Origin of the sequence: Pseudomonas sp. BJa3 (assembly GCF_026343815.1) — a bacterium.
GTDB lineage: Bacteria > Pseudomonadota > Gammaproteobacteria > Pseudomonadales > Pseudomonadaceae > Aquipseudomonas > Aquipseudomonas soli.
Genome location: NZ_JAOXMC010000003.1, coordinates 237,338 through 251,704 on the forward strand (window position 1 = coordinate 237,338; position 14,367 = coordinate 251,704).

Below are 14,367 nucleotides of genomic sequence, written 5' to 3' on the forward strand. Positions count from 1 at the left end.
GGCCATGGCCAGAGGGCCCCACGCTTTGGGCCCACTCGTTACCTAGGCTGCCTGCATTCCCATCGAAAACCTGTCAGCGCACCCGCTCACGGCTTTCCAGCGCAAGGTCGAGGGCTTTTTGCATGTCCAGCCGCGCCGACCGCCCGACATCCTTGTCACCGAGCTGATAGCCGCGCTCCGACGGCAGGATGGGCGCGGTGAGGTCCTCGGCATCCATCCGTTCGAAGTCGTGCTGGTCACCAATGCTCATGGCACTGCGGCGCAACAGCATGCGTACCTGTTCGGGCTGCAGGTTCGGGTTGATCGACAACATCGCCGCCACCAGGCCCGTGACCATCGGCGTGGCATAGGAGGTACCGCAATGCACTGCGCCGGGCGGCCCTGCTTCGAGGGTCGAGGCGTGGGCGCAGGCGGCAGCGGTGATGTCCACCCGCATGTCCATGTTCGAGCTGCTGCGCCTGACGGCAAAGGCCGGGTCGTCAACGGCGCGCTCGCCTCCCTGGGCGCGCTGGTGGCCGCCGACCACCAGCAACTGCTCGGTGATGAACGAGGAGGGTAGGCGGTAATCGTCGGTGCCGGCAAAGGTCGAACCATTGCCGGCGGAGTTCACCACCAGCACATCGGGGTGCGACTTGCGCAGCCAGAGAAAGAACTCTTCCAGCAATTCCTCGTAGCCGCCCATGGCAAGCCCTGAGCGCAACAAGGAGTCGACTTCGTCACCCTCGGCGTTGCGGGTGCCGACGCGGTGGATGCCCCAGCTCCAGTTGAGCACGCGCACGCCGTCCTCGACGAGGTTGACCGAGGCCGCGATATTGGCCGTGATACCGGCATCGGAGTTGCGCTCGACGATCACCTCGAAACCGCCGCTGGCCGGTTCCAGGCCGCGCAGGAAGCCGGTGTTGCCACCATTGTTCCAGCCGGCGGCAAGAATGCCGGCGACCGTGGTGCCATGCGTGTCTGGCTGGTCCGCGTCGCGGGCGTACAGGCACGTGCGGGGAATGGCACACGCACCCAGGTAATCGGCAAAGTCCGGGCTGTCGAAGTCGACATCGCGCTCGATCAGGCCGATGCGCAGCGGCTGTGGCTGGATGACAGCCTGCTTGCCAGGCAGGCGTCGCTGGTAGAAATCGACCGCGTCCAGGAAGCGGTTCGCCGCCCACTCGTCAGAGTCCCGGGGTGGGGTGTGGGGGCGTTCCTGTTCGGCCTGTTCCGGCGCCGACTCTTCGATCACCACCGCATCCACGCTGGCCTCGCTGCCCAGGCGCAGCACCAGGGCATCGCGTTGCTCCAGATTGCGTGCCGGCAGGCGCAACTGATAGAGATTCAGCGGCGCAATGCTGCCGACGACGTTGGCCCCATATTTGCCCGCCAGGCGTTCAGCCTCCTGGCGACCATCATGACGTTCCTCGATCAACAGACTCACCAGGTTCACATACGTAGTCAGACCGTCCATGTTCCTCGCCACTTCGTCTGGCCCTGCGGCCAGTACGTGACTGTTGCGCAGTGTCAGCCATACAGCGTTGCTGGTGCGCGTGCCATGTTCAAGCCAGAGCGGGCCGCTTTGCCGCTCGCTGCTGTCCAGCCGCAGGCGTAGCCGATCCCCTTCGCGCACCACCGCGCTGGAGGGGATCGTCTTGTCGCCGAGTTTCAGTGTCGGCGGCTGGGCGCTCAGCCCCCGGACGGTCAGGCACCAGTCTTGGCGCCGGGTGTCCAGCAGGTCACCGCAACGCTTCAGGCTTTCGATACGCAAGCCTTCCGACGCCTGTGCCATCGCGCCTGCGATCAGCATGAACAGGGTGATGAAGGCGGCGAGCAGTGCGGCCATGGGGCGGTTTCCTTGCTGAGGGCCTGCAGTTCCGACTGCTGCGCAGGGCGCTTCGTTCAGCTGTCAGAGGTATGGCCCTGCCTTGAGGCCCACGCCACGGCGCACAGTGCCATGCCTGCCACGTTCAGCGAGACCGGGTTGAAGGCGTCCACCAGCATCGACGGCTGCATCACCGCCACATCCACCAGCAGCCCAAGCAGCACGCCCGCGGCGACCAGCAACGGCCAGGCCAGGCTCGGCATCAGCAGCAGTGCGGCGAGTACCAGTTCAGCTACGCCGGCAATTTGTGACAGCCAGGCTGCGTGCCCCAGTCCGTGAGCCTGCAACAACAACTGCTCACCGGGGCTGAGCAACAGCAGCTTGGGCACCAGCCCGTGGTAGGCGAAGATGAACGCCAGGCTGGCGCGCGCCAGTCAGTGCACCTGGCGCAGGCGGTTCATGGCTGGCCCTGGAGAAAGCGTCGCTGGTGGTCCGGGCTCGGCAGCAGGCATTGGTCGTGCTTGCCGAACAGGCGATAGCGATTGAGTGCCACACGATCGTACAGCCAGTCCCGTAGTCCCTGCGGGCAGATGCGCAGTACCCGTAGCAGTGGCCAGGCGCCGGGCAGTTGCCGGGTGATTTCGAAAAACGCCGCGGAGCGCACCCAGCAGTTCTGGTCACGGATCACCGCTATGGTGTCGAACGCCGCTAGCGGCAGGCCCGCCCAGGCGAGCAGCGCCTGGCCTTGCGCTGACTGCACCGTGGCCAGGCGGATGCGTTGATGGCGATCATGGCGGATCACGAATTTCGCCCAGCCATTACACAGCTTGCACACACCGTCGAACAGCAAGACGGTTTCTCCTGGCGCAAGCAGTGGCGCAGGGGTAGGGCGTTTCAGGGCAGCGGGCATGGCTTGATTCCGTTCAGGCGGTGGGCCGGTATTGTATAGCGGTCAGGCAGGCGAAGGGGCATGTACGCGCGGTGGGTGGATCACCTGCAAAGGCCCTGGCCTGCACCCCTTGGCCAAAGCCGGTATGATACGCGCCCGTCAGCGGAGTGCCCCATGGCCAAAGACATCGATAATCCGTGCATCTCGCTATGCCAGCTCAACAGCGAGCTGTGCGTCAGCTGTGGCCGGACCCGGGACGAGATCCGTAAATGGCGCGGCATGAAGCGCCCGGAGAAGATGGCGACCGTGCAGCGCGCGGCGGCGCGTATGAAGGCTATCGTCAAGAAGAACGCCAAGCGCCAGGTCATGGCGTCGTGAACGGGTAGTCCGAGGGTTCGAAGCGTTGCTGTGTGTCCATTTGGACGCCACGCAGATGCGCGGTTTCCTCGAACACGGCATACAGCGGGTCGGCGGCATAACCGATCAGCAGCGCGCGGCGCGGTGCACCGCTGGCATTCAGGCTGCCGGCATGTACCAGGTCGACATCGAACACCAGGGCGTCGCCCGCTCGCCCGGAAAGCTGGACGCTGCGTGATTCGTCACTGAAGTCGAAAGGTGGCGCGTCCGGGGCGGGGCGATGGCTGCAGGGGACGATACGGGTGGCTCCGTTGTCCGGGCCGTAATCGTCCAGGTAGACCATCACCCCCACCGTGTCGCCCGGGCGCTGCGCCGACAGGTCACGGTGCAGGCGTTGATGGCCACCCCCGGCAACGGGGGCGCGCCCCTCGACCTGGTAGAGGAAGAACCTTTCGCCGATCAACGCGCCAACCGCTGCCAGCACCTGCGGCAAGCGGCAAACGGCCTGGACCGCTGCTGCGCCATCCAGTTGCGCATGACGCCAGTCCCTGGCGCGGGGCACCGGCCAGTCCTCCGAGGGTTTCACCCCAGCCTCGAATAGCCGACGCAGCTCGTCCAGCCATTGTGTCGGGATCGCCTGGCGGAGCAGGGCATAGCCCGCCTGGTGCAGCTGTTGGTGATGGGGCATGGCACTCTCGCTATCCCTGTCAGTCGTGTGTTGGCCAAGGGTAGTGAGCCTGGCCGGCTTTTGCGAGCGTCACGGGTAGCGTGCACTTGGCCAATCACTTCTAGACTTGCGCACATCACCTGTATCCCGTGGGAGAGGCCCATGCGCAGACTCTGGCAAAAGTACCTGGCACTGCTCGACGCCGACCTCAGCGCCAAAGTGTTCGACAACTTGAAGAACCTGCTGGTGTGCGCGCTGCTGTTCGCCGCAGGCACCGAGGCGATTCACGGTGACCAGCAGATCCTGCTGGGCTTGTGGGTGTCGAGTTTCACTGGCTGGGGGCTGATCCTGGTGTCGGCGCTGCTGTTGCTGCTGAACGTCAGCGATACCTTGCACCGGCTGGCCAAGCTGCCTTACCACACGGCATTGCAGGTGATCCTGTGTTTGCTTTACCTGGTGCTGGCTTCGCGGGTGGTCGAGATCGTCTGGAGCTTCCGGGCGGAGTAGGGGCTGGCGAAGCCATGAAAGATCCTCGCGCGCCCCGTTGCGGCTCGTCAGGCGGTATGCCAAGACATTCGCCGACGAATCCCGGATAATACCCGCCATTTTCGCCCGCTTCCTGGTACCCCCTCGCATGGAAATCAAGGTCAATTTTCTCGACAACCTCCGTCTCGAAGCCAAGTTCGACGACTTCACGGTGATCGCCGACCAGCCGATCCGCTACAAGGGTGACGGCTCGGCCCCGGGGCCGTTCGACTACTTCCTGGCCTCGTCGGCCCTGTGCGCGGCGTACTTCGTCAAGCTGTACTGCCAGACCCGCGACATTCCGACCGAGAATATCCGCCTGTCGCAGAACAACATCGTCGACCCCGAGAACCGCTACAACCAGATCTTCAAGATCCAGGTCGAGCTGCCCGAGGACATATCCGAGAAGGACCGCCAGGGCATCCTGCGCTCCATCGACCGTTGCACCGTAAAGAAAGTGGTGCAGACCGGCCCCGAGTTCATCATCGAGCAGGTCGACAACCTCGACGCCGATGCCCAGGCATTGCTGATGCCGGTGTCGGACACCACCACCTACATCCCGGGCAAGGACCTGCCGCTGGAGCAGACCATCGCCAACATGTCTGCCCTGCTGGCGGAGCTGGGGATGAAGATCGAGATCGCCTCGTGGCGCAACATCGTGCCCAACGTCTGGTCGCTGCACGTGCGCGACGCGCAGTCGCCTATGTGCTTCACCAACGGCAAGGGCGCCACCAAGGAAGCGGCGCTGGCCTCGGCGCTGGGTGAGTTCATCGAGCGCTTGAACTGCAACTTCTTCTACAACGACCAGTTCTGGGGCGAGGACATCGCCAACGCCGCGTTCGTGCATTACCCCAACGAGCAGTGGTTCAAGCCTGGGCCCAAGGACGCGCTGCCGGCCGAGATCCTCGATGATTACTGCCTGCAGGTCTTCAACCCCGACGGCGAGCTGCGCGGCTCGCACCTGTACGACACCAACTCGGGCAACAAGGAGCGCGGTATCTGCTCGCTGCCGTTCGTGCGCCAGTCGGACGGCCAGACGGTGTACTTCCCGTCCAACCTGATCGAGAACCTGTACCTGAGCAACGGCATGAGCGCCGGCAACACCCTGGCCGAGGCGCAGGTGCAGTGCCTGTCGGAGATCTTCGAGCGGGCGGTCAAGCGCGAGATCCTCGAAGGCGAGCTGTGCCTGCCGGACGTGCCGCAGGAGGTACTGGCCAAGTACCCGGGCATCGTCGCCGGCATCCAGGGGCTGGAGGAGCAGGGCTTCCCGGTGCTGGTCAAGGACGCGTCGCTGGGCGGTGAGTTCCCGGTGATGTGCGTGACCCTGATGAACCCGCGCACCGGCGGCGTGTTCGCTTCGTTCGGTGCCCATCCGAGCTTCGAGGTGGCGCTGGAACGCAGCCTGACCGAGCTGCTCCAGGGGCGCAGTTTCGAGGGCCTGAACGATCTGCCGCAGCCGACCTTTGACAGCCTCGCGCTAACTGAACCGAACAACTTCGTCGAGCACTTCATCGACTCCAGCGGCGTGGTGTCGTGGCGCTTCTTCAGCGCCAAGGCCGACTTCGAGTTCGTCGAGTGGGACTTCTCGGGCCACGGCGAGGACTCCAACCAGCAGGAGGCGCAGACGCTGTTCGGCATTCTCGAGGACCTGGGCAAGGAGGTGTACATGGCCGTGTACGACGACCTTGGCGCCACCGCCTGCCGCATCCTGGTGCCGGGTTATTCGGAGATCTACCCGGTCGAGGACCTGATCTGGGACAACACCAACCGGGCGCTGGGTTTCCGTGCCGACATCCTCAACCTGCACAAGCTGGACAACCGCTCGCTGAAGCTGCTGCTCAAGCGTCTGGACAATGCCGAGGTGGACGACTACACCACCATCACCACGCTGATCGGCGTCGAGTTCGACGACAACACGGTGTGGGGCCAGCTGACCATCCTCGAGCTGAAACTGCTGATTCACCTGGTACTGCAGCGCTTCGAGGACGCCAAGGAGCTGGTCGAGATGTTCCTGCAGTTCAACGACAACACCGTCGAGCGCGGGCTGTTCTACCAGGCGCTGAACGTGGTGCTGGAGGTGGTGCTGGACGATGAGCTGGAGATGGCCGACTACGAGGCCAACTTGCGCCGCATGTTCGGCAATGAGCGGATGGACGCGGTGCTGGGCTCGGTGGATGGCAGCGTGCGTTTCCATGGCTTGACCCCCACCAGCATGGGGCTCGAAGGGCTTGACCGTCACCTGCGTCTGGTCGAGAGCTACAAAAAGCTGCATGCCGCACGGGCGAGAGCGGCCGTGTTGAACAGTTGATCATGTCTTGGATGCCAAGGGCCGCCTAAGCGGCCCTTTCTTTTTGGGACAGCGGCTTGCACCGGGGCTGGGGCAGTTGCTGCACGACCCGGGCTTATCCTGGTCACTTTCCATAACTCCAACCGCGACGATGCACCACAGTGGCGCAATCCACAGGGTTGGTCTTAGCTGTTGCTGGCCCGGCGAGCGGTTGCCGCCCGTTGGGAAAAGATCGTCAGGGATGGGCCCAAGGAGGGTTGGATGAACAGGAAAATGCTGGCTGGCGCGATACTGCTGTGGATGTGCTCGATGACAGCGCAGGCCGACTGCGCGGTACTGGGACCCTGGGAGGACCCTTGTGCCGGCCCGGTGCTGGGCCCGACGACCTGCGTGTGCGAGCGCTGATCACAGTGAAAGTGCAGGGAAGCATCAATCATTGACCAGGAGGTTACCCATGAAGAAAGTCATGTTGGCTGTACTGCTGCTGTGGGGCTTTTCCGTGACGGCCCAGGCGTCGTGCCCGGTGTTCGGCCCGGGCACAGACCCTTGCGCGGGACCCGTGTTCGGGCCTTCGACCTGCGAGTGCCCTTGATTCCATGGCCGCCTGAGACGGCAGGCGCGAGCTTGCGCGGCGGATAACGGGCGAAAACCAGGCCGGGCTGGCTGCGCACCGATCACTGCGTATTCGAGGGGCTTGGAACATCTCGCTGATCGTGCAGCCCGGCCAGCACCTCGGCGGCGGTGGTGACATGACCGAAATGGTGCTTCCACAGGTCGATGCCCAACTGCCCGGAGCGGTCCAGCGAGGAACCCATGGTCAGGTCGGTGACCAGTGTCGGGGTAAGCCCCGCATCGAACAGGGCGAAGCCTGCGGCCAGCACGCAGGTCTCGGTCTGCAGCCCGCAGACCAACACACGCTCGACGCCGAGGCTTTTGATGTAGTCGAGTGTCTCGGCGCTCTGGCCGTAGCCATGCTTGATGAACACCTTGTCCGCCTCGACCAGGGCCACGTCCTCGCTGGCCGGGTGCCAACCGAGCTGGCGCTGGAAAGGTGTGACCTGCTCGTCGTGCAGTTCGACCGAAGCGATCGTGGGGATGTGCGCGGACAACACGCGGATGCCGTCCACCAGTTTCTCGGAAGGGCTGAAGGTGGATTGCACATCGACGATGAGCAGGACTTGCTGCATGGCGGTTTCCCGGGCGAGGTTCGAAAGCTGGCGAGTATACCGCCGCACGCCGGTTTATTGCGGCAAGGGCCTCTCTATCAACGTGGCGCGTTCACCGGACAATCCGCTTGAGGGCCTCGCCTGCAATTTCGCGGGTCAGTGACTCTGCACCCATATGCCTTCCCAGGCGCAATGCCTGCCCGGACCACAGGTTGCTGAAATCACTGTTGCCTTGCGGGTCGGTGATCGCGCGCAGCGGCATCAGCGCGCCGCCGGCCAACGGGAAACGCGGGGCGAGGGCGCTCATCGGGCCCAGCTCGCGCATGAGGCGGTTGTTGATGCCGCGGGCCGGGCGGCCGGTGAACAGGTTGGTCAGCGCGGTATCGCTGGCGGGGGCGTTGTCCAGGGCGCGGCGGTGTGCAGATGACACCTTGGCCTCGGGGCAGAACAGGTAGGCGGTGCCGATCTGCACGGCCGAGGCGCCCAGGGCCAGGGCGGCGAGCAGGCCGCGGTGATCGGCCACGCCGCCTGCCGCGATCACCGGCAGGTTCACCGCATCGACGATCTGCGGCACCAGGGCGAAGGTGCCGATCTGGCTGGTGATGTCGTTGCTGAGGAACATGCCGCGATGGCCGCCGGCCTCATAGCCCATGGCGATGATCGCGTCGCAGCCATGCTGTTCCAGCCAGATCGCTTCCTCCACCGTGGTGGCGCTGGACAGCACCCTGGCGCCTGCCGCCTTGACCCGCTGCAGCAGCGCCGGCGCTGGCAGGCCGAAGTGGAAGCTGACCACTTCCGGGCGCAGTTCCTCCACCAGCTTGCAGCTTTGTTCGTCAAAGGGCGCGCGATTGGACACCGGCGTCGGCGCCTCGAAGTCCGCGCCGACTTCATCGTAGAAGGGCTTTAGCGCCTGTTTCCAGCGAGCGTCTTGCTCGGGGTCTGGCGCCGGCGGTTGATGGCAGAAGAAGTTCAGGTTGAGCGGACCCTGGCAGGCGGCGCGGAAGGTGTCGATTTCGCCGCGCAACTGCTCGCTGGAGAGCATGGCGCAGGGCAGGGCGCCCAGGCCCCCGGCATTACCGACGGCGATGGCCATGGCTGAGCCGGTGGCGCCGGCCATGGGCGCCTGGAGGATGGGCAGCTCGATGCCAAGCAAATCGAGGATGCGGCGGTCTTGCCAGGTGCTCATGGGCGACTCCTTGAGTGCGGTGGGATCCAGAGTAGCTACAGGGCCTTGCTGACCTGGATGTCGCTGATCTTGTCAGCGTCGTCGCCATGGATCTTGCGCAGGGCTTCCTGCGCCTGCTCCAGGGAGGCGTCGGGCATCAGGGCGAAATCCCAGCGGCGTTCGCCGTCGAGCTTGTACTTGATCACGTACTTGATGGTCTGGGTCATGCTGGCCTCATCCGAGTTTCGACGACGAGCGACGAATGATCTTGATCTTGTGGGTCAGGCTTGGCTTGCGCGTCACGGAGATCGGGCGGGTGGTCACGGTGTCGATGGTGATGTTCCAGAAACCGGTGCTGGGAACGGTGATCTTCGCCGGGAATTTCTCGAAGTGGCCGCCGTGGTAGGTATGCCGGCCGCCATTCTTGAAGCTGCGGAAGTTGGCGTCGTTCATCAGGCGGATGTTGCAGCGCTGGGAACACTCGATGACGACGATATCGTCCTCGTTCAGGTGTTCGCGCTGGTGTACGAATTTCATGGGGCGCTCCGCAAGGATTGTTTCTGCAAACGCGAAAGATATCACGATGTGAGGTTACACTTGCGCCCGGGCTGACCAAGCCAAGGAGATTTCCGCCAGACGTGGGAGCAAAAACGCCTGGACGTGGTCAGAGGATGACTTTGAAGTTGGAGAGTGTGTGCATGAAATGGGTAGTAGCGGCAGCGGTGCTGGCATTGGGAGGCTGTGTCAGCGTGACGGAACTCGAGCAGTCCCACGCCACCTTGGACGTGATCTCTGGCAAGACGCCACGTGAATACGCCGACTGCGTGAAGCGCAAGCTGGCTGAAACGCGCGATCCGTTGCAGGAGGAGGTGCGCGGGGAAAACCTGCGCCTGACCGTGCCGCAGAAGCTTACGGCTGGCGTCGGCCCGGCAGCGCTGCTCGATATCGACAAGCGCGGCAGCGGCAGCGCGATCAAGGTCTACGAGCGGTTGAACAACTTCCCGCTGCGCCTGGGCGACGTGCGCACTGCCGCAACCCAATGCATCTCCGGTTCTTGATCCAGCTCAGTTAATCGGTAATTAGCTGGCGTATTGCCATTTTCCTTCCCGGCGGCACGTTGTCGCAGGCCGGGGAATAGGCCTAGTATTTCTGGGCTTATATCGTTTGAGCCTAAGCTTATAACAAGGAAATGGAGCCTCCGTGATGAAACCCCTGAGCCATGTCGTGATCGGCAGCCTGCTGATCTTGGCCTGGCCCTCGGCGCACGCTGCCGACGGCCAGAAAATCTTCAACCAGGGCGGGCAGAATCCCGCCGCCATGGCCTGCCTCGGCTGCCATGGCCCGGACGGCAAAGGCATCGCCGCCGCCGGCTTTCCCCGCTTGGCCGGCTTGCCTGCCGGTTATCTGAGCAAGCAATTGCAGGACTTTCGCAGTGGCAGCCGCAAGCAGGCGGTGATGGAACCACTGGCCAAGGCCCTGGACGATGCGGAAATCGAAGCGATCAGCGCCTACCTGGCCACGCTGCCAGCCGATCCCGCACCTGACACGCGGCGTCAGCAGATTGCCACCAATCCGGTGGCTCGCCTGGCCCTCTATGGCGACTGGAGCCGCAAGATTCCCGGTTGCGTGCAGTGCCATGGCCCGGGTGGCAGCGGTGTCGGCGAGCACTTCCCGCCGTTGGCCGGGCAGCCGGCCGGCTACCTGGTGGCACAGCTCAACGCCTGGCGCGATGGCAGCCGCAGCAACGACCCCAACCAGCTGATGGTGGATGTCGCCAAAGCGATGACCGATGCCGAGGTCAAGGCGGTTGCCGACTACTTCGCACAGCCGGCGAGCCAGGAGGCCAAGCCATGAAAACCCTTATGCCAAGCCTGTTGCTGTTGGCCATGGGCGCTGCCCAGGCCACCCCTATCGCCATGGAAGACCAGTCCCAGCTCAAGGTGCCGGGCGTGCAGGCGGCCCCGCAATTCGTACCGCCCGCGGAAAGCGCCATTCCGGACAACGCCTTTGGCAAGATGGTCCGTGAAGGGCATGCGCTGTTCGTCGATACCCGCAGGCTGATGCCCGAAGCCGTCGGCAATGGCCTGAACTGCAGCAACTGCCACCTCGACCAGGGCCGCCTGTTCCATTCCGCGCCGCTTTGGGGCGCCTATCCGATGTATCCGGCGTATCGCAAGAAAAACGACAAGGTCAACACCTTCGCCGAACGCATCCAGGGCTGTTTCAGCTTCAGCATGAACGGCAAGCCGCCGGCGGCCGACAGCCCGCAGATGACCGCGTTGAGCGTCTATGCCTACTGGCTGTCGACCCAGGCGCCGACGGGGGTGGAGATCGCCGGTCGCGGCTACCCGGAAGTGCCGAAGCCAAAGGATGGCTACGACTTCAAGCGCGGCGAGCAGGTGTATGACCAACAATGCGCGATCTGCCACGGCGGTAACGGCGAAGGGCAGAAGGTGGCCGGGGACTACGTGATGCCGCCGTTGTGGGGCAAGGACTCGTACAACTGGGGGGCTGGCATGCACCGGATCAATACGGCGGCGTCGTTCATCAAGTACAACATGCCATTGGGCAAGCCCGGTAGCCTGAGCGACCAGCAGGCCTGGGACGTGGCAGCCTGGATCAATCGCCATGAGCGGCCGCAGGATCCGCGCCTGGTCGAGGGCTCTATCGAGAAGACCCGGCTGAAGTTCCATGCCAATGACGGGGTTAACCTCTATGGGCAGAAAGTCGATGGCGTGTTGATCGGGCAGGGGATCGGCGGTTGAGCCGAAACCCTCGCGGGGCAAGCCCGCCCCCACGCCCGGCAAGGGATGATCGTGGGGGCGGGCTTGCCCCGCCATGACGCCGCCAGGCGCTTAAAATTCACGGCCGTCCGGAACTATCTACACTGGAATATCTCTATGATGGCATCGGCCAGCGCGGGGGGCATTGTAAGGTGACCGCCGCCTGATTAGACTGCGCCGAATTTCGTACGCAAAGCCCTTGTTAAGGACGTATATGATCAAGAAATGCTTGTTCCCGGCAGCCGGTTACGGCACCCGCTTCCTGCCCGCTACCAAAGCCATGCCCAAGGAAATGCTGCCGGTGGTCAACAAGCCACTGATCCAGTATGGCGTTGAAGAAGCGCTGGACGCTGGCCTCAGCGAGATCTCCATCGTCACCGGCCGTGGCAAGCGCGCCCTGGAAGACCACTTCGACATCAGCTACGAGCTGGAAAACCAGATCAAGGGCACCGACAAGGAGAAGTACCTGGTCGGCATCCGTCGCCTGCTCGACGAGTGCTCGTTCTCCTACACCCGCCAGACCGAAATGAAAGGCCTGGGCCACGCGATCCTGACTGGCCGCCCGCTGATCGGCGACGAGCCGTTCGCCGTGGTGCTGGCTGACGACCTGTGCGTCAACCCGGAGGGTGACGGCGTATTGACCCAGATGGTCAAGCTGTTCAAGCAGTACCGCTGCTCGATCGTTGCCATTCAGGAAGTCGACCCGCAGGAAACCAACAAGTACGGTGTGATCGCCGGCGAAATGATCCGTGACGACATCTACCGCGTGACCAACATGGTCGAGAAGCCCAAGCCCGAAGACGCGCCGTCGAACCTGGCGATCATCGGTCGCTACATCCTGACCCCGGACATCTTCGACATCATCGCCAATACCGAGCCTGGCAAGGGCGGCGAGATCCAGATCACCGACGCCCTGCTGCAGCAGGCCAAGGATGGCTGCGTGATCGCCTACAAGTTCAAGGGCAAGCGTTTCGACTGCGGTGGCGCCGAGGGTTACATCGACGCGACCAACTTCTGCTTCGAGAACTACTACAAGACCGGCAAGGCGTACTGAGTTCGCCCGGCAGGTCCAGGAGCCACCCTTCGGGGTGGCTTTTTTGTCTGTGGCAGGTAACGGCGCTATGCTGGGCGCCTGCCTAGGAGACTGAATGCATGGCCTACGATTTTGATCTGTTCGTGATTGGCGCCGGTTCCGGCGGTGTGCGCGCGGCGCGATTCGCCGCGGGCTTCGGTGCCAGGGTGGCGGTGGCCGAGAGCCGTTACCTGGGGGGCACCTGCGTCAACGTCGGCTGCGTGCCGAAGAAACTGCTGGTGTACGGCGCCCATGTGGCCGACGAGCTGGAACAGGCCGCGGGCTTCGGTTGGACCCTCGAGGAGGGCCATTTCGACTGGGGTACGCTGATCGCCAACAAGAACCGCGAGATCGAGCGCCTCAACGGCATCTATCGCAACTTGCTGGTCAACAGTGGCGTCACCCTGCTGCAGGGACATGCCCGGATCACCGGCGCCAATGAAGTGGAGGTCGAGGGCCAGCGCTACACGGCGGCCACCATCCTGATCGCCACCGGTGGCTGGCCACAGGTGCCCGACATCCCCGGCAAGGAACTGGCGATCACCTCCAACGAAGCCTTCTACCTTAAGGCATTGCCACGTCGCGTGCTGGTAGTGGGTGGTGGCTATATCGCCGTGGAGTTCGCCGGCATCTTCCAGGGCCTGGGCGCCGCTACCACGTTGCTGTATCGCGGCGACCTGTTCCTGCGCGGTTTCGACGGCTCGGTGCGCACGCACCTGAAGGAAGAACTGGAAAAGCGCGGCATGGACCTTCAGTTCAACGCCGATATCCAGCGCATCGACAAACTCGATGACGGCAGCCTCAAGGCCACCCTCAAGGATGGTCGCGAGCTGGTGGCCGATTGCATCTTCTACGCCACCGGTCGGCGGCCGATGCTGGACAACCTGGGCCTGGAAAACACCGGGGTGGAGCTGGATCCGCGTGGTTTCATCCGAGTCGATGAGCAGTTCCAGACCACCGAGCCTTCGATACTGGCCATCGGCGATGTGATCGGCCGGGTGCAACTGACGCCGGTGGCCCTGGCCGAAGGCATGGCCGTGGCCCGTCGTCTGTTCAAGCCTGAGCAGTACCGTCCTGTCGATTACCAGAACATCCCGACCGCGGTGTTCAGCCAGCCGCCGATCGGCACCGTGGGCCTGACCGAGGAGCAGGCGCTGGCCGCCGGGCACAAGGTGCAGATCTTCGAGAGCCGCTTCCGGGCGATGAAGCTGACCCTCACCGACATCCAGGAGAAGACCCTGATGAAGCTGGTGGTCGACGCCAAGACTGACAAGGTCCTGGGTTGCCACATGGTCGGCCCGGATGCCGGTGAAATCATCCAGGGGCTGGGTATCGCCCTGAAAGCCGGGGCGACCAAGCAGCAGTTCGACGAAACCATCGGCGTGCACCCGACCGCCGCCGAAGAATTCGTGACCATGCGTACCGTCACTCGCTGATACGCCTTATCGCGGGGCAAGCCCGCTCTTACGCCAGGTACCGCCGGGCGTGGGAGCGGGCTTGCCCCGCGATGCTTTTGACCCCGCGCAATCCTTTGCTCAGCCCAATCCCTTCTATTAATAATCCCGCCTTATAGCCAAAACCAATCGCAAGCATGAGCTTTGCCAATGAGCCTTTAACGGGACCAGCGGTTAGGATTCTCTCCGTCAACTGAT

Annotated in this window: 18 protein-coding genes; 10 read left to right on the top strand and 8 right to left on the bottom strand. The window is 63.7% G+C overall.

Features of this window, described 5'->3' with window-relative positions:
- Positions 1-73: 73 nt before the first annotated feature.
- The 3 genes from OH705_RS04655 to OH705_RS04665 all read right to left on the bottom strand — a co-directional run bounded on the left by OH705_RS04655 (position 74) and on the right by OH705_RS04665 (position 2,714).
- Entirely contained in the window at positions 74-1,789 is a 1,716-nt protein-coding gene (locus OH705_RS04655; RefSeq protein ID WP_267301242.1) for a S8/S53 family peptidase, read from the bottom strand.
- Positions 1,790-1,881: 92 nt separating this feature from the next.
- Positions 1,882-2,238 (bottom strand): DoxX-like family protein, encoded by a 357-nt coding sequence (locus tag OH705_RS04660; RefSeq protein WP_267301243.1) that lies wholly within the window; start codon positions 2,236-2,238, stop codon positions 1,882-1,884.
- Between the two features lie 23 nt (positions 2,239-2,261).
- Positions 2,262-2,714, bottom strand: coding sequence for a thiol-disulfide oxidoreductase DCC family protein (locus OH705_RS04665; protein WP_104445170.1), 453 nt, complete (start codon positions 2,712-2,714; stop codon positions 2,262-2,264).
- 153 nt (positions 2,715-2,867) lie between these two features.
- Between OH705_RS04665 and OH705_RS04670 the strand changes: the two genes are divergently transcribed.
- Positions 2,868-3,071, top strand: coding sequence for a DUF1289 domain-containing protein (locus tag OH705_RS04670; RefSeq protein WP_023631435.1), 204 nt, complete (start codon positions 2,868-2,870; stop codon positions 3,069-3,071).
- Here the strand turns inward: OH705_RS04670 and OH705_RS04675 are convergent.
- Positions 3,058-3,738 (bottom strand): phytanoyl-CoA dioxygenase family protein, encoded by a 681-nt coding sequence (locus OH705_RS04675; RefSeq protein WP_094011387.1) that lies wholly within the window; start codon positions 3,736-3,738, stop codon positions 3,058-3,060. The two genes, OH705_RS04670 and OH705_RS04675, sit on opposite strands and share 14 nt — an antisense overlap.
- Before the next feature lie 141 nt (positions 3,739-3,879).
- On the opposite strand from OH705_RS04675, the gene OH705_RS04680 reads away from it, so the two are divergent.
- The 4 genes from OH705_RS04680 to OH705_RS04695 all read left to right on the top strand — a co-directional run bounded on the left by OH705_RS04680 (position 3,880) and on the right by OH705_RS04695 (position 7,121).
- Positions 3,880-4,224 carry a hypothetical protein gene (locus OH705_RS04680; RefSeq protein WP_023630028.1) on the top strand — a complete coding sequence of 115 codons (345 nt, stop codon included), beginning with the start codon at positions 3,880-3,882 and terminating at the stop codon, positions 4,222-4,224.
- 127 nt (positions 4,225-4,351) lie between these two features.
- Positions 4,352-6,550 (top strand): OsmC domain/YcaO domain-containing protein, encoded by a 2,199-nt coding sequence (locus tag OH705_RS04685; protein WP_267301178.1) that lies wholly within the window; start codon positions 4,352-4,354, stop codon positions 6,548-6,550.
- 240 nt (positions 6,551-6,790) lie between these two features.
- Positions 6,791-6,934 (top strand): PA0050 family protein, encoded by a 144-nt coding sequence (locus OH705_RS04690; RefSeq protein ID WP_023630030.1) that lies wholly within the window; start codon positions 6,791-6,793, stop codon positions 6,932-6,934.
- Positions 6,935-6,983: 49 nt separating this feature from the next.
- On the top strand, positions 6,984-7,121 hold the full coding sequence (locus tag OH705_RS04695) for a PA0050 family protein (protein ID WP_023630031.1): 138 nt from the start codon (positions 6,984-6,986) through the stop codon (positions 7,119-7,121).
- 82 nt (positions 7,122-7,203) lie between these two features.
- Here the strand turns inward: OH705_RS04695 and OH705_RS04700 are convergent, their stop codons facing one another.
- The 4 genes from OH705_RS04700 to OH705_RS04715 all read right to left on the bottom strand — a co-directional run bounded on the left by OH705_RS04700 (position 7,204) and on the right by OH705_RS04715 (position 9,397).
- Positions 7,204-7,716 carry an isochorismatase family protein gene (locus OH705_RS04700; protein WP_094011388.1) on the bottom strand — a complete coding sequence of 171 codons (513 nt, stop codon included), beginning with the start codon at positions 7,714-7,716 and terminating at the stop codon, positions 7,204-7,206.
- A gap of 91 nt (positions 7,717-7,807) precedes the next feature.
- Positions 7,808-8,881 carry an NAD(P)H-dependent flavin oxidoreductase gene (locus OH705_RS04705; RefSeq protein WP_267301180.1) on the bottom strand — a complete coding sequence of 358 codons (1,074 nt, stop codon included), beginning with the start codon at positions 8,879-8,881 and terminating at the stop codon, positions 7,808-7,810.
- 35 nt (positions 8,882-8,916) lie between these two features.
- Positions 8,917-9,087, bottom strand: a complete 171-nt coding sequence (locus OH705_RS04710) for a hypothetical protein (RefSeq protein ID WP_094011390.1) — start codon at positions 9,085-9,087, stop codon at positions 8,917-8,919.
- 7 nt (positions 9,088-9,094) lie between these two features.
- The gene (locus OH705_RS04715; protein WP_023631136.1) at positions 9,095-9,397 is read right to left on the bottom strand and encodes a DUF1883 domain-containing protein; all 303 of its coding nucleotides are present in this window, start codon (positions 9,395-9,397) and stop codon (positions 9,095-9,097) included.
- A gap of 161 nt (positions 9,398-9,558) precedes the next feature.
- Between OH705_RS04715 and OH705_RS04720 the strand changes: the two genes are divergently transcribed.
- The 5 genes from OH705_RS04720 (at position 9,559) to gorA (ending at position 14,151) form a co-directional block, all read left to right on the top strand.
- Positions 9,559-9,918: a hypothetical protein gene (locus OH705_RS04720; RefSeq protein ID WP_023631137.1), complete on the top strand. Its 360-nt coding sequence runs from the start codon at positions 9,559-9,561 to the stop codon at positions 9,916-9,918.
- A 145-nt stretch (positions 9,919-10,063) separates the two neighbouring features.
- The gene (locus OH705_RS04725) at positions 10,064-10,714 is read left to right on the top strand and encodes a c-type cytochrome (protein WP_267301181.1); all 651 of its coding nucleotides are present in this window, start codon (positions 10,064-10,066) and stop codon (positions 10,712-10,714) included.
- Positions 10,711-11,625, top strand: coding sequence for a c-type cytochrome (locus OH705_RS04730; protein ID WP_104445171.1), 915 nt, complete (start codon positions 10,711-10,713; stop codon positions 11,623-11,625). Before OH705_RS04725 ends, OH705_RS04730 begins: the two co-directional genes overlap by 4 nt.
- A gap of 232 nt (positions 11,626-11,857) precedes the next feature.
- Positions 11,858-12,697 (top strand): UTP--glucose-1-phosphate uridylyltransferase GalU, encoded by an 840-nt coding sequence (gene galU, locus OH705_RS04735; protein WP_023631140.1) that lies wholly within the window; start codon positions 11,858-11,860, stop codon positions 12,695-12,697.
- Positions 12,698-12,795: 98 nt separating this feature from the next.
- Positions 12,796-14,151 carry a glutathione-disulfide reductase gene (gorA, locus tag OH705_RS04740; protein ID WP_267301185.1) on the top strand — a complete coding sequence of 452 codons (1,356 nt, stop codon included), beginning with the start codon at positions 12,796-12,798 and terminating at the stop codon, positions 14,149-14,151.
- The last annotated feature ends 216 nt before the right edge of the window (positions 14,152-14,367 follow it).